The sequence below is a fragment of the Dactylosporangium cerinum genome (assembly GCF_042653625.1).
Classification (GTDB): Bacteria; Actinomycetota; Actinomycetes; order Mycobacteriales; family Micromonosporaceae; genus Dactylosporangium; species Dactylosporangium cerinum.
In genome coordinates this window covers 181,836-194,007 of record NZ_JBHSIU010000046.1, presented here as the reverse complement: position 1 = coordinate 194,007, position 12,172 = coordinate 181,836, and the positions used below count along the sequence as shown (strand labels likewise).

The 12,172-nt window shown below is 72.8% G+C and carries 15 protein-coding genes; 9 read left to right on the top strand and 6 right to left on the bottom strand.

Going from position 1 to position 12,172, the window contains the following annotated elements; translation table 11 throughout:
• Nucleotides 1-33: 33 nt before the first annotated feature.
• The 3 genes from ACFPIJ_RS34685 to ACFPIJ_RS34675 are packed head-to-tail and all read left to right on the top strand — an operon-like array spanning nt 34 to nt 2,734.
• A complete protein-coding gene (locus tag ACFPIJ_RS34685) occupies nt 34-1,020 on the top strand; it encodes a zinc-binding dehydrogenase (protein ID WP_380121553.1) in 987 nt (328 codons plus the stop codon).
• 50 nt (nt 1,021-1,070) lie between these two features.
• Nucleotides 1,071-1,745 (top strand): HEAT repeat domain-containing protein, encoded by a 675-nt coding sequence (locus ACFPIJ_RS34680; RefSeq protein ID WP_380122069.1) that lies wholly within the window; start codon nt 1,071-1,073, stop codon nt 1,743-1,745.
• Entirely contained in the window at nt 1,739-2,734 is a 996-nt protein-coding gene (locus tag ACFPIJ_RS34675) for a HEAT repeat domain-containing protein (RefSeq protein ID WP_380121551.1), read from the top strand. Before ACFPIJ_RS34680 ends, ACFPIJ_RS34675 begins: the two co-directional genes overlap by 7 nt.
• Here ACFPIJ_RS34675 and ACFPIJ_RS34670 read toward each other — a convergent pair.
• Genes ACFPIJ_RS34670 through ACFPIJ_RS34655 form a run of 4 tightly spaced genes read right to left on the bottom strand, consistent with a single transcriptional unit; the run spans nt 2,724 to nt 5,395 of the window.
• Nucleotides 2,724-3,314: a DUF6892 domain-containing protein gene (locus ACFPIJ_RS34670; protein WP_380121549.1), complete on the bottom strand. Its 591-nt coding sequence runs from the start codon at nt 3,312-3,314 to the stop codon at nt 2,724-2,726. The two genes, ACFPIJ_RS34675 and ACFPIJ_RS34670, sit on opposite strands and share 11 nt — an antisense overlap.
• Nucleotides 3,311-4,132, bottom strand: a complete 822-nt coding sequence (locus tag ACFPIJ_RS34665) for a sugar nucleotide-binding protein (RefSeq protein WP_380121548.1) — start codon at nt 4,130-4,132, stop codon at nt 3,311-3,313. The genes ACFPIJ_RS34670 and ACFPIJ_RS34665 overlap by 4 nt, the downstream gene beginning before the upstream one ends.
• Nucleotides 4,133-4,150: 18 nt before the next feature.
• Nucleotides 4,151-4,717 (bottom strand): GNAT family N-acetyltransferase, encoded by a 567-nt coding sequence (locus ACFPIJ_RS34660; RefSeq protein ID WP_380121545.1) that lies wholly within the window; start codon nt 4,715-4,717, stop codon nt 4,151-4,153.
• A gap of 9 nt (nt 4,718-4,726) precedes the next feature.
• Nucleotides 4,727-5,395 (bottom strand): SDR family oxidoreductase, encoded by a 669-nt coding sequence (locus ACFPIJ_RS34655; protein ID WP_380121543.1) that lies wholly within the window; start codon nt 5,393-5,395, stop codon nt 4,727-4,729.
• Nucleotides 5,396-5,466: 71 nt separating this feature from the next.
• On the opposite strand from ACFPIJ_RS34655, the gene ACFPIJ_RS34650 reads away from it, so the two are divergent.
• Both ACFPIJ_RS34650 and ACFPIJ_RS34645 read left to right on the top strand, forming a co-directional pair.
• Nucleotides 5,467-5,847, top strand: coding sequence for a MerR family transcriptional regulator (locus ACFPIJ_RS34650; protein WP_380121541.1), 381 nt, complete (start codon nt 5,467-5,469; stop codon nt 5,845-5,847).
• Nucleotides 5,848-5,857: 10 nt separating this feature from the next.
• Complete coding sequence (locus tag ACFPIJ_RS34645; protein ID WP_380121538.1) at nt 5,858-6,280, top strand: PPOX class F420-dependent oxidoreductase; 423 nt, start codon at nt 5,858-5,860, stop codon at nt 6,278-6,280.
• 29 nt (nt 6,281-6,309) lie between these two features.
• Here ACFPIJ_RS34645 and rox read toward each other — a convergent pair whose 3' ends face one another.
• Together rox and ACFPIJ_RS34635 are read right to left on the bottom strand one after the other, a co-directional pair.
• Nucleotides 6,310-7,731: a rifampin monooxygenase gene (gene rox / locus ACFPIJ_RS34640; RefSeq protein WP_380122067.1), complete on the bottom strand. Its 1,422-nt coding sequence runs from the start codon at nt 7,729-7,731 to the stop codon at nt 6,310-6,312.
• A gap of 207 nt (nt 7,732-7,938) precedes the next feature.
• Nucleotides 7,939-8,409, bottom strand: coding sequence for an NUDIX hydrolase (locus tag ACFPIJ_RS34635; RefSeq protein WP_380121536.1), 471 nt, complete (start codon nt 8,407-8,409; stop codon nt 7,939-7,941).
• 140 nt (nt 8,410-8,549) lie between these two features.
• Between ACFPIJ_RS34635 and ACFPIJ_RS34630 the strand changes: the two genes are divergently transcribed.
• Genes ACFPIJ_RS34630 through ACFPIJ_RS34615 form a run of 4 tightly spaced genes read left to right on the top strand, consistent with a single transcriptional unit; the run spans nt 8,550 to nt 12,014 of the window.
• Nucleotides 8,550-8,897, top strand: a complete 348-nt coding sequence (locus tag ACFPIJ_RS34630) for a molybdopterin oxidoreductase (protein WP_380121534.1) — start codon at nt 8,550-8,552, stop codon at nt 8,895-8,897.
• A 2-nt stretch (nt 8,898-8,899) separates the two neighbouring features.
• The gene (nirB, locus tag ACFPIJ_RS34625; RefSeq protein ID WP_380121532.1) at nt 8,900-11,359 is read left to right on the top strand and encodes a nitrite reductase large subunit NirB; all 2,460 of its coding nucleotides are present in this window, start codon (nt 8,900-8,902) and stop codon (nt 11,357-11,359) included.
• Nucleotides 11,356-11,676: a Rieske (2Fe-2S) protein gene (locus tag ACFPIJ_RS34620; RefSeq protein WP_380121529.1), complete on the top strand. Its 321-nt coding sequence runs from the start codon at nt 11,356-11,358 to the stop codon at nt 11,674-11,676. Before nirB ends, ACFPIJ_RS34620 begins: the two co-directional genes overlap by 4 nt.
• Entirely contained in the window at nt 11,673-12,014 is a 342-nt protein-coding gene (locus tag ACFPIJ_RS34615) for a hypothetical protein (RefSeq protein WP_380121527.1), read from the top strand. The genes ACFPIJ_RS34620 and ACFPIJ_RS34615 overlap by 4 nt, the downstream gene beginning before the upstream one ends.
• Nucleotides 12,015-12,172 lie beyond the last annotated feature (158 nt).

Below are 12,172 nucleotides of genomic sequence, written 5' to 3'. Positions count from 1 at the left end.
GAACTGGCCGGAAGCCTCCGTAGGTTCACCGACATGATCACTCGTGAGGTTCACCTGACCAGCCAGATCACCGGCGTCCCCGGACCCGGGCACTTCACCGTCGCCGAGACACCGGTCGACGGCGAGGTCGTCGTCCGCACCGACTACGTGGGCCTGGCCGCCACCTACCTGGAACTCATGCGCCCCGACTGCCACCTGCCGATCCCCGCCTGGCAGCCCGGTCAGCGGGTCGGCGTCACGGCGATCGGCACCGTGCTGACCTCGGCCGCCCCGGACCTGAAGGAGGGCGACCTCGTGCAGTCGATGAGCGGCTGGAGCACGCACTCGGCGGGCCCGGCGGCCGCCTACGTCAAACTGGACCCCGCCGCCTACCCGGACCCGAGCTACCACCTGGCGCAGGGACCGACGGCATACCACGGCATGGCGGACGTGGCCAAGGTCGGCGCCGGCGACGTCGTGTTCGTGTCCGGAGCGGCCGGCGGCGTCGGTTCGCTGGCCGGGCAGATCGCCCGGAACCTGGGCGCGGCGAAGGTCATCGGCAGCGCCGGCAGCCGGGCCAAGGTCGACTACCTCGTCGACGAGCTCGGCTTCGACGCCGCATTCGACTACCACCGTGACCCGGTCGCCGCGCTCAAGGCACTCGCGCCGGACGGCATCACCGTCTTCTTCGACACCGTCGGCGGGGCGTTGTACGACGCCGCGCTCCGAGCCGCCGCACCGGGCGCGCGGTTCGCCCTGTGCGGGTCGCTGTCCACGCAGCTGGGCGCGGCCGCCGACCGGTACCCGGCGCCGGACCCGGCGGCCGCCCTGGCCGGGCAGGTCGAGCTACTGCCGTTCTCCTGCTACCACCTGCCGGAGCAGATCGCCGCCTGGCACGAGCACTTCCGCGCCTCGCTCGAACAGGGACGGTTCGTGTACCCGCGGACTGTCCTGGAGACCGACATCGACGGTGTACCCGGCGCGTTCCTGTCGATGCTGCGCGGCGAGCACCGGGGCAACGTCTCGGTGCGGCTGCCATGACCGCGGCTTGACCCTGACACTGTGACAAGGTCTTCACTGGGGTGCAGGAGGTGGTCCCCGTCAACCCCACATACCAACCCGGACTCGTGGACGCGCTGCGCGCCGCGAACCCATCGACCCGGCTGCAGGCGGCCCTCGCGGCCGGCACGCACCCGGACCCAGGCCTGGTCGACGCGCTCGTGGCCCGGTGCGCCGTCGAGCCGGACTTCTACGTCCGGGACATGCTCACCTGGGCGTTGACCCGCCAGCCGGCGCAGCTCACGCTGCCCAGACTCCGCACGGAACTCGAGACGGGGCAGGCGCAGGCCCGCAGCCAGGCGCTGCACACCCTGTCCAAGATCGGGGACCGGGGCGCGTGGCCGGCGATCACCCGGGCGCTGCTGCGCGACGCCGACGACGAGGTCGCCCGCAGCGCGTGGCGGGCCGCGGTCGTCCTCGTGCCCGATGGGGAGCAGGCCGGGCTGGCCGCGGAACTTGTCACGCAGCTCGGCCGTGGCGACCGCACCGTCCAGCTGAGCCTCAGCCGGGCCCTCGCCGCGCTGCCGGACGCGGCCGAGGCGGCACTGGGACCGGCGCTGGCGAGCACCGACCCTGCCGTACGCGCGCACGCCAAGGCCACGCACCAGCTCCTGCGGGACCCGGACGCCGCGTTCGACCCGGACGTCGAGGCGGCCCGGCGCATCGTCGCGCTCGGCCCCGAATGGGTCGAGGGGGCCGCGTGCTGATCGGTGAGGTGGCCCGCCGCTCCGGGGTGAGCACCCGGATGCTGCGCCACTACGAGTCCCTCGGCCTGGTCCGGCCGTCGGGCCGCACCGTCGGCAACTACCGCGAATACGAGGCCGACGACATCCGCCGGATCTTCCACGTGGAGAGCCTGCGGACGCTGGGCCTGTCGCTGCGGCAGGTCGCCCGCGCCCTGCAGGACCCCGGGTTCGAACCGGCCGCGCTGGTCGGTGACCTCATCCGGCGCACCGAGGACCGGCTGCAGCGGGAGCAGGAGCTGCTGGAGCGGCTCCGGGCCGTCGACGCGTCGGCGCCCGGCGGGTGGCAGGGCGTCCTGCGCATCGTCGAGCTGCTGCACGGGCTCAACTCGCCCAGCGCCGCCCGCCGGCAGCAGGCGGTCCTCGCGCCGGCCGAGGACGCGCCGATCCCCACCGACGTCCTGGCCCGGGCGGTCCTCACCGAGTCCGACCCGAACGTCGCCGGTGCCCTGCGGTGGGCCCTGGCCAGGGCCGGCGCCGACGGCGTGGCGGGTGTCGCCGCCGGCGTCCAGTCCCCGGACGCCGGTGTCCGGCGGCGCGCGGTCATGGCGCTCGCCGAACTACCCGGCGACGAGGCGACCGCGGCCCTCGCCGGCGCGCTCGGCGACCCGGAGCCGGCGGTGCGGGGGCCCGCCGCGCTGGCCCTCGGCGCCCGCGGCGTGGCCGCGGCGGTGCCGGCGCTCGTCGGGATGATCGTCGACGGCGCCAACGACGTCGAGGCGGCCGAGGTCCTGGGAACCCTCGCCGTCGACCCGGAGTGCGCGGACCAGATCATGCAGGCCCTGACCAGCGAGATCGCCGGAGCCGACGCCGCGGCCCGGATCCGGCTGACGCAGGCGCTCGCCGAGTTGCCGGCGGACCGTGCGCAGATCGTGCTGCGGCAGCTGGCGCACGACGCCGACCGGGTGGTCGCCCTGGTCGCCTCGGCCCTGCTGGGAGCCCTCAGCCGGTGACCGTCACCCCGTTGCCGCGCAGGGCGGCGAGGACCGGCCGCCACGCCCCGGCGTCGCGGGCGCTGCCGAGGTTCGCGACGTCCAGGGTCCGCAGCGACGCGATCGCGGGCAGGGCGTCGACGTCGACCCACCGGTCCAGGGCGCACATCCGCAGGTGCCGCAGGTCCGGCAGCCCGGTGAGCGGGGCGAGGCTGCAGTCGCTGAACATGCCCTGGCCGAGGGTGAGGTCGGTGACCGCCGGGCACATCCCGATCCCGTCCAGGGCGGCGATGTCGAAGTGGTTGCCGAAGTGCCACCAGCCGGGGAACACGGTGTACACCTCGCGGTCGCCGTCGAGGCACAGGTGGGTGACGGCGGCGAGCTCGCCGGTCGGCAGCGGCAGGGTCCGCAGGAAATCCTCCAGCTCCGGCAGGCGGTCGATGCCGAGCCGGGCCTCCAGGTCGTCCCACTGCGGCCCGCCGGCGACGGCCCGGTGCGCGGTGTACGGCTCCCGCAGCGTCGACAGCCAGTAGTAGTCGCCGGCGCGGGCCACGGACACCTCGTCGAGCAGCGCCAGCCGCAGGTTCGCGTCGGCGATCACGACGTCATGAACTCCGACACCGGGCGCAGCGGGGTGCGCAGCAGCGACCGCGCCAGGGTGCAGTCGAGCCGGACGTCGAGGGGCCGGCCGGGCAGGACGTCGGCGCTGCGGGCGGCCGGGATCGACGCCGGGTCGAGGCCGTCCCGGGCGGCGACCATCAGGCCCAGGTCGTAGCGGCTGACCGGCTCCGGGCCGGTGACGTGCAGCGGGCCGGCCACGTCGGTGCCGGCGAGTTCGATGAGGGCGTCGGCGAGGTCGTCGACGTGGACCGGCATGCGGATCTCGTCGGTGAACAGGGCGCCTGTCACCGCGCCCGAGGACAGGGCGTGGGTGAGGACCTCGTGGGCGCCGCGGCCGTCGCCGAGGATCGTCGAGGTCCGCACGAGGACCGCGGCGGGCGCGATCGCCTGCACGGCGGTCTCGGCGGCGGCCTTCGCGGCACCGTACCGGTACGTCGGGTCGGGCAGGGCGTCCTCGGTGTAGTGGACCTCCCGGCCGGAGAACACGGCGTCGCTGGAGATGTGGACCAGCCGGGCGCCGGTCGCGGCGGCGGCGAGCGCGACGTGGGCGGCGCCGTCGGCGAGGGACCGCCAGTCGCCGCGGTCCCGGCCGGCCGCCGTGTGGATCACGACGTCGGGTCGCAGGTCACGCAGGGCGGCGTCGACCGCGGCCCGGTCCCGGATGTCGAGGCGCAGGTCGGCGGCGGCGGGGGTCGTGAAACACGTGCCGGTCGCGGTCCAGCCGGCGGCGCGGGCACGTTCGTAGACCCGGCGACCCAGCGAACCGGTCGAACCCGTCACCAGCATCCGCCCCGTCACGAACCGCACGATACCGGTTCAGGAGATCCGGGCGTGCAGGTGCATGTCGTGCCAGCCGTCGGTGTGGCGGGCCTCGCCGCGTTTCGTGCCCTCCAGGGCGTATCCGGCGCGGGACGCCACCCGGCACGACGCGAGGTTCGCGGTGGAGTGGCAGACCTCGACCCGGTGCAGGCCCAGCGTGCCGAACGACCAGCCGGTCAGCGCCGCCAGGGCCCGCCCGGCGACGCGGCGGCCACGGGCGTGCGGCAGCACCCAGTACGACACCTCGGCCAGGGCCTCGGCGAGGTCGATGCGGCGCAGGCTGATCTGCCCGGCGACGGCACCGCCGTCGGTGACCGCCCAGCCGGCGCCGGTCCCGGCCTGCCACCGGGCCGGCCACCGGTCGATCCAGTCGCGGGCCTCGCCGGGCGTCATCGTCCGGCAGTGCCAGCGCTGGATGTCGGGGTCGGTGTAGGCGGCGACGACGGTGTCCGCGTCCGCCGCCCGCCAGGGCCGCAGCCGCAGCCCGCCGTCGCCGTCCAGGGACGGCTGGGTGAGCGCGGCGAGGGTCCCGGCGGGCAGCGCGGGTGTCACGAGTGACGGCACCCGGAAAACCTAGACCAGAGCGGCCTTCGCGGCGCGGCTGGCGTCGTCGACGAGGACCTCCGGCCGGCCGGAGGCGACCCCGTCGAGGGCGGTCGCGGCCACGTACGCCGGGTCCAGTTTCGGCACGTCGAACCCGGCCATCATGTCGGTGTCGGCGGCGCCCAGGTGCACGCCGGTGACGGTGGTGCCCTGCCGCGCCAGTTCGAGACGGATGCCGTTGGTGAGGCTCCACTGGGCGGCCTTCGCGGCGCTGTAGGCGTTGGCGCCGTCGTAGTTGGCCCACGACAGCAGCGACAGGACGTTGAGGATGGCGCCGCCGCCGTTGCGGGCCAGGACCGGCGCGAACGCCCGCACGACCTGCAGCGTGCCGAAGTAGTGCGTCTCCATCTCGAGCCGGATCCGGTCCAGGTCGCCGTCGAGAAGGTTGGTGCCCGTGGCCACGCCCGCATTGTTGACCAGCAGGTTGACGTCCTGCGCGGCGTCGGCGGCGGCTGCGACGCTGCCGGGGTCGGTGATGTCCAGGCGCAGCACCCGCGCCCCGGGCAGGTCGACGCCGCGCGGGTCGCGGGCCGTCGCGTACACCGCTGCCGCGCCGCGGTTGAGCAGTTCCAGGGCGAAGTGCCGGCCGAGGCCACGGTTGGCGCCCGTGACGAGCGCAACCGATCCGTTGATCTCCATGTCGGCTACGCTAAAACCTGACGCTGACGTCAGAGGCAAGTGAGGGGTGCACCACATGCGGATCGGTGAGCATGCGGATCGGTGAGCTGGCGGTGAAGGCCGGTGTCAGCGTGCGGGCGTTGCGCTACTACGAGGAGCAGGGTCTGCTCGGCGCCGACCGCACCCCCAGCGGGCAGCGCACCTACCCCGACGGCGCCGTCGACCGGGTCGTGCTGGTGCAGCAGCTGTACGCGGCGGGCCTGTCCAGCCGCCGCATCCTGGAGCTGCTGCCGTGCGTGTACACCGGCTACGCCACCCCGCAGACCCTGGCGCTGCTCGCCTCCGAACGGGACCGCATCGACACGCAGATCACCGGCCTCGCCGCCACCCGCGACCGCCTGGACGCCGTGATCGCCGCGGCGACGGCCAGCGTCACCGACGGCTGCACCCCGAACCACTACCCGGAAAGTTGATGATGCCCTCATGACGTACGACCCACGCGACCTGCTCGTCGCGAGCCGGCTCGGTGTCCTCGCCACGATCAAGGCCGACGGCCGTCCGCAGCTGTCACCCGTCCTGCCGTTCTACGACCGGGCCGCCGGCGTCATCTACGTGTCGATGACGCAGGGCCGCGCGAAGACCGCGAACCTGCGCCGCGACCCACGCGCGACCCTGGAGGTCACCAGCCCCGACGGCACGGCGTGGGCGACCGCCGAGGGCATCGCGACGCTCACCGGGCCGGGCACCGACCCGCACGGCCCCGAGGTGAACGCCCTCGTCGACTACTACCAGCGGGCCGCCGGCGAACACCCCGACTGGGACGAGTACCGCTCGGTGATGGTGTCCGACCGGCGGGTCCTGATGGTGATGACGGTCGAGCACGTGTACGGCGCCCAGATCGGCTGAGCTGCCGGCGTTTCAGCGTGTCGCGGCGTTCAGTGCTGCGCGGCGCCGAACCAGGCGGGCAGGTGCTCGACAAGGTCCTCCTGGTCGGCGCCGGCCCAGGCGACGTGCCCGTCCGGCCGCAGCAGCACCGCCGGCACGTCTTCGGCGGCGTCGGCCACGTGGTCGACCCGGTCCGTCCAGCCCGCCACCGACAGCCCACCGGTGCGGTCCAGCAGCAGCCCACGGCCGGTGCGCAGCAGCTCGAACAGGCGGCCGTTCTTCAGCGGCACGTCCCGCAGCCGCCGGCCCAGGAGCGGATGGGCGTCGCCCAGGTCGTACCGGATCCCGATCGCAATGATCTTTTCGATGAGGTAGCTGTTCACCTCCTCGAACTCCATCAGCCGCGTCACCAGGCGGCGCACCGCCTGAGCGCCCGGGTCCAGCGACATCAGCTGCATCTGCGCGCGGGTGTCGTCCAGCACGCCGGCGGCGACCGGGTGCCGCTCGGTGTGGTACGTGTCCAGCAGCCCCTCCGGCGCCCACCCGCGCACCGCCGCGGCCAGTTTCCAGCCCAGGTTGTGCGCGTCCTGGATGCCGAGGTTGAGCCCCTGCCCGCCGACCGGCGGGTGCACGTGCGCCGCATCCCCGGCCAGCAGGACCCGGCCGGTCCGGTACCGCTCGGCGAGGCGGGTGGCGTTGCCGAACCGGGACAGCCAGCGCGGCGAGTGCACCCCGAAGTCGGTCCCGCCGGTCGCCCGCAGCTGCTGCCGGAACTCCTCGAACGACGGCGGCGTGACCCGGTCCTCGGCCACCCCGGCGGCGGGCACGACCACCCGGAACACGCCGTCGCCGAGCGGCATCGCCCCGAACCGCAGCTGGGTCCGGCGGACCTCGGTCATCACCGCGGCCAGCTCCTGCGCCGACGCGGTCAGCTCCATCTCGCCCAGCAGCGTGTCGACCGTGGACGCCTCGCCGGGGAACCCGACGCCGGCGAGCTTGCGCACGGTGCTGCGGCCACCGTCGCAGCCGACGAGGTACCGCGACCGCAGCACCGTGCCGTCGGCGAGTTCGGCGCTCACCCCGTCGCCGTCCTGGCTGAGCGCCACGAGTTCGGCGCCGGTGCGGATCTCGGCGCCGGCCTCGGCGGCGTGCCCGGTCAGCAGCCTGGAGGTGATGGTCTGCGGGATGCTCAGCACGTAGGCGTGCGAGGTGTCCAACCGGTCCGGCTGCGGCTTGGTGATGCCGGCGAAGAACCCGCCGAGCGGATGTTTACGGCCGAGCTCGAGGAACCGGTCCAGCAGCCCCCGCTGATCCATGATCTCGATGGTGCGGGCGTGGATGCCGAGCGCCCGCACCACCTTGGTCGGTTCGGTCTCCTTCTCCAGCACGAGCACGCCCACCCCGTGCAGCCGCAGCTCACCGGCCAGCATCATGCCGGTCGGCCCGCCACCGGCGACGATCACGTCAAACATCTCGACCATGAGAACCCCCCAATTCGCCGCGAACCCCTGATTTCGTCAGGTTCTGGCCACGGCTGGAGATTCTGCGCCCTCACCCGGGTCTTGCCGCAAGCCCCGGGGTGCGATATACGTTGAATGTGGCAAGGAGAAGCTTCTCCTTGCCTTTGCTGTTTCCCGGCGTGGTCCAGACGATCCGGGCTGTCTGTCGCGCGGATTCGGTCAGTGCCGCAGCAGCCCACCGGCCTGGATCGGGTCCACGTGGCCGGTCGGCGGCAGCCTCCGGTGCAGCTCGAGCCCGACGTCGACGATGACGGCACGCGGCAGGGTGCGGACTTCGGGTAGCGGGACCCAGCGCGTCAGGTCGGTCGAGCCGCCGGTCTCATGGCGGAGCGCTCCGCCGACGACCTGGACCCGGTAGAAGATGCCCACGTGATGCAGCTCGGCGCCCCGTTCCACCTGCCTCGCCCGGGAGTCCATGCCGAGCAGCTCCTCGACCCGGACCTGGTAACCCGTCTCCTCGGCCACCTCCCGGACGACCGCGTCGAACGGGTCCTCGGCGTGCTCGACCTTGCCGCCGGGCAGCGTCCAGTGCCGCCGGGAACCGTCAGGCGAGACCCACCGGGCCAGGAGAAGGTGTTCATCTTGCTGGCACACCCCGTACGCGGCGACCCGTTGCCGTTGCGTGATCACAGTTCACAGTGTGCGGGTGGGGGCGAAGAGGACACGCACCACGGCGCGTAACAAGTGCGGTATTGGGGTGTAACGGCGGCTGGACACCATCAGGGGCAGCCAGGGCCGCCCGTGCCGGTCCTGCGGAGAGGACGGCAGAGGTGCAGACGACGCCACGTTTCCTGCAGGGTGTGTTCCCGTTCGTCGGCAAGGGGATCGAGTCGCCGGTGCCTCTCGACGCGGCGCTCGTCTACACGGTGCCGGTCGGGGTGATCGCGCAGACGGTGTACTTCCGCGGCGGCAACACCACCGGTGAGCTCGTCTACGTGGTGCTGACCCGGGACGGGCGGCCGATGCGGTACTTCCCGATCGGCGCGAAGAGCGACGTCCACGTGCCGCTGCGGGTCGTCGAGGACCTCGACGGCGGGACGGTCGTGGAGCTGCTCGTCGGCGCGCCGGAGGGCGTGGCGGGGGCGATCGTCGTGGACCTCGGCCTGGTGGAGGTATAGCCATGCCGGACAGGCAGCGGCTCGTGGTCGTCGGCAACGGGATGGCCGGAGCGCGGGCGGTGGAGGAGATCCTCGAACGCGGAGGCCGGGACCAGTTCAACATCACGATGTTCGGTGAGGAGCCGTACGGCAACTACAACCGGATCATGTTGAGCAACGTGCTGTCCGGGGCCGACGAGGAGGACGGGATCTTCCTCAACAGCCTGCCCTGGTACGCCACGAACGGCATCGACCTGCGTGCCGGGATCCGGGTCGAGCGCGTCGACCGGTTCGCGAAGGTCGTGCTGGACTCGACCGGCAACGAGCTGCGGTACGACAAGCTGATCATCGCCACCGGCAGCCGGCCGTTCATCCCGCCGATCGAGAACATGCACCACCCGAAGCGCGGCTACCACCAGGGCGTGTTCACGTTCCGGACGATCGACGACACCCGCGGCATGATCCGCTACGCGCGGGACCACGAGCGGGCCGTCGTCATCGGCGGTGGGCTGCTCGGCCTGGAGGCCGCGCGCGGGCTGCAGCAGTACGGGGTCGACGTGACCCTCGTGCACGCCGCCGGGCACCTGATGAACGCGCAGCTGGACGCCCAGGGCGGGGCGATCCTGAAGGCGAGCGTCGAGCGGCTCGGGATCACCGTCGAGCTTGCCGCCCGTACCGCCGCGATCGAAGGAAAGGCGAAGGTCGAGGGCGTCCGCTTCGCTGATGGGCGGGTGATCCCGTGCGACATGGTCGTCGTCGCCGCAGGGATCCGGCCCAACACCGGCCTCGCCGAGGTCAGCGGCCTCACCGTCGAGCGCGGCATCGTCGTGGACGACCAGCTGCGCTGCCTCGACGAGCCGGACATCTACGCGGTGGGGGAGTGCGTCCAGCACCGCGGCGAGACGTACGGGCTGGTCGCGCCGCTGTGGGAGCAGGCCCGGGTGCTCGCCGACCACCTCACCGGCGTCAACCCGAAGGCCGCCTACCACGGGTCGCGGACCGCGACGAAACTCAAGGTCGCCGGCGTCGACGTGGCCGCGATGGGGATCACCACCCCGGCACCCGGCGACGAGTTCGTGGTGTTCTCCGAGCCCAGCCGCGGCGTGTACAAGAGCGTCATCATCCGCAACGACCGGCTCGTCGGCGCGACCCTGCTCGGCGACGTCGGCAAGGTCGGATACCTGATGCAGGCGTTCGACCAGGGGCTGCCGCTACCGGAGGAACGGGTCCGGCTGCTGTTCGACCTCGGCGGGCCGTCAGACGAAACGTCGGCAGGGGAACTCGCCGGTGACGCCCAGGTCTGCAACTGCAACGGCGTGAGCAAGACAGCGATCGTGGAAGCAACAAGCACGATGAAAACGCTGTCCGGGGTCATGGAGCGCACCCGGGCCGGGAAGGGCTGCGGCTCCTGCAAGTCCCTCGTCAAGCAGATCGTGGACTGGGCCGCCGGAGGCGCCGCGGACGAGGACCCGGCCGCCAACTGGTACGTGCCGGGCGTACCGCTGCCGAAACCGGAACTCATCGCGGCGATCCGCGCGCAGAACCTGCGCAGCGTCTCCGCCGTCTTCGACGCGCTCGCCGGTGGCGAGGAGGACGCGAAGAGCAAGATGGGGCTCGTGTCGCTGCTGCGGATGCTGTGGGGCGACGACTACGTCGACGAACGCGGCGCCAGGTTCATCAACGACCGGGTCCACGCCAACATCCAGCGGGACGGGACGTTCTCGGTGGTGCCGCAGATGAAGGGCGGCGTCACCACCCCGGCGCAGCTGCGGCGCATCGCCGACGTCGCCGACAAGTACGCGGTGCCGCTCGTCAAGCTCACCGGCGGGCAGCGCATCGACCTGCTCGGCATCCGCAAGGAGGACCTGCCGGCCGTCTGGGCGGACCTGGACATGCCGTCGGGCTACGCGTACGGCAAGAGCATGCGCACCGTGAAGACGTGCGTCGGCTCCGACTACTGCCGGTTCGGCGTCGGCGACTCCACCGCGCTCGGCATCGCGATCGAGACCCGGTTCCAGGGCCTGGAAAGCCCGGGGAAGATGAAGCTCGCCGTCACCGGCTGCCCGCGCAACTGCGCTGAGGCGTATGTGAAGGACCTCGGCGTCGTGGCCATCGACGGCGGCCGGTGGGAGATCTACGTCGGCGGCGCCGCCGGCGCCCACATCCGCAAGGGCGACCTGCTCGCCACGGTTGACACCCCGGCCGAGGTGATGACGTTGACCGGGCGGTTCCTGCAGTACTACCGGGAGAACGCGAACTGGCTGGAACGCACCTACGCGTTCGTGCCGCGGCTGGGCATCGAACGGCTCCGCGACCTCATCGTGCTGGACAGCGAGGGGCTCGGCGCGGGCCTCGACGAACGGATGGAGGCGGCCGTGGCCGCGTACCGCGACCCGTGGAAGGAAGGGCAGGACCCGACGGTGCCCGGACAGTTCCGCACCGCACTGCCGCTGGTCGTGCTGCCGCAGGTGCCGGTCCGATGAGCGTGGACGCGGTGCAGACGCACCGGCTCGGGCCGCTCGAGGAGATCCCCGTCGGTGAGGGCCGCGCCTACGCCGTCGACGGTCACCAGGTCGCGGTGTTCCGGCTGCGGTCCGGTGCGCTGCGCGCGGTGTCCGCGGTGTGCCCGCACGCCGGCGGGCCGCTCGCCGACGGGCTGATCGACGCGAAGGTCGTGATCTGCCCGCTGCACCAGCACGTGTACGACCTGGCGACCGGCTGCTCGAGCACGGGCCAGCCGCCACTGCGGGTGTACGACGTGCACACCGACGACGACGGGACGCTGATACTGACGACATGACGCGTCACGTGGTCGCGGTTGTCCTTGCCGCGTTCGTCCTGACCGGTTGCGGTGGCGGGCCGGGCGGGCCGCCGGGGACCGTCCACGGCTCGATCGTCGTCTCGGGCGGGCCGCCGGGCTCGACGGCCCACGGCGAGGCGGGGACGGTGATCGTGCGGCAGGGCGGCACCGAGGTCGGCCGGCGGGACCTGGCGGCGGGCGAGGAGTTCACGTTCACCCTCGACCCCGGCAGGTACCGGTTGTCGGTGCGGGGTCTCGGCGACGGCTGCATCGACACGACCGTCACCGTGACCGCGTCGTCGGATCAGTCGGTCGACCTGGTGTGCTCGCGGAAGTGACCGTTGCCTGAGATCGGGCTCAGGTCGGCTCAGAGGACTCACAGCCGCCGATGGCGAGACTGTCGGCATGCTCCAGGTGCGCACGGCGGCGGGTTGGACGGCGGTCGGCGCGGCGGTGGTGTACGTCGCGCTGAACGGCAACCTGGTCGGCGGCGTGA

What these genes read in the sequence shown, in the direction of transcription:
- ACFPIJ_RS34685 (WP_380121553.1), top strand. Translation starts at nt 34, where the DNA reads ATGATCACTCGTGAGGTTCACCTGACCAGCCAGATCACCGGCGTCCCC.
- ACFPIJ_RS34655 (WP_380121543.1), bottom strand. Translation starts at nt 5,395, where the DNA reads ATGGAGATCAACGGATCGGTTGCGCTCGTCACGGGCGCCAACCGTGGC.
- ACFPIJ_RS34650 (WP_380121541.1), top strand. Translation starts at nt 5,467, where the DNA reads ATGCGGATCGGTGAGCTGGCGGTGAAGGCCGGTGTCAGCGTGCGGGCG.
- ACFPIJ_RS34645 (WP_380121538.1), top strand. Translation starts at nt 5,858, where the DNA reads ATGACGTACGACCCACGCGACCTGCTCGTCGCGAGCCGGCTCGGTGTC.
- rox (WP_380122067.1), bottom strand. Translation starts at nt 7,731, where the DNA reads ATGTTTGACGTGATCGTCGCCGGTGGCGGGCCGACCGGCATGATGCTG.
- nirB (WP_380121532.1), top strand. Translation starts at nt 8,900, where the DNA reads ATGCCGGACAGGCAGCGGCTCGTGGTCGTCGGCAACGGGATGGCCGGA.
- ACFPIJ_RS34620 (WP_380121529.1), top strand. Translation starts at nt 11,356, where the DNA reads ATGAGCGTGGACGCGGTGCAGACGCACCGGCTCGGGCCGCTCGAGGAG.
- ACFPIJ_RS34615 (WP_380121527.1), top strand. Translation starts at nt 11,673, where the DNA reads ATGACGCGTCACGTGGTCGCGGTTGTCCTTGCCGCGTTCGTCCTGACC.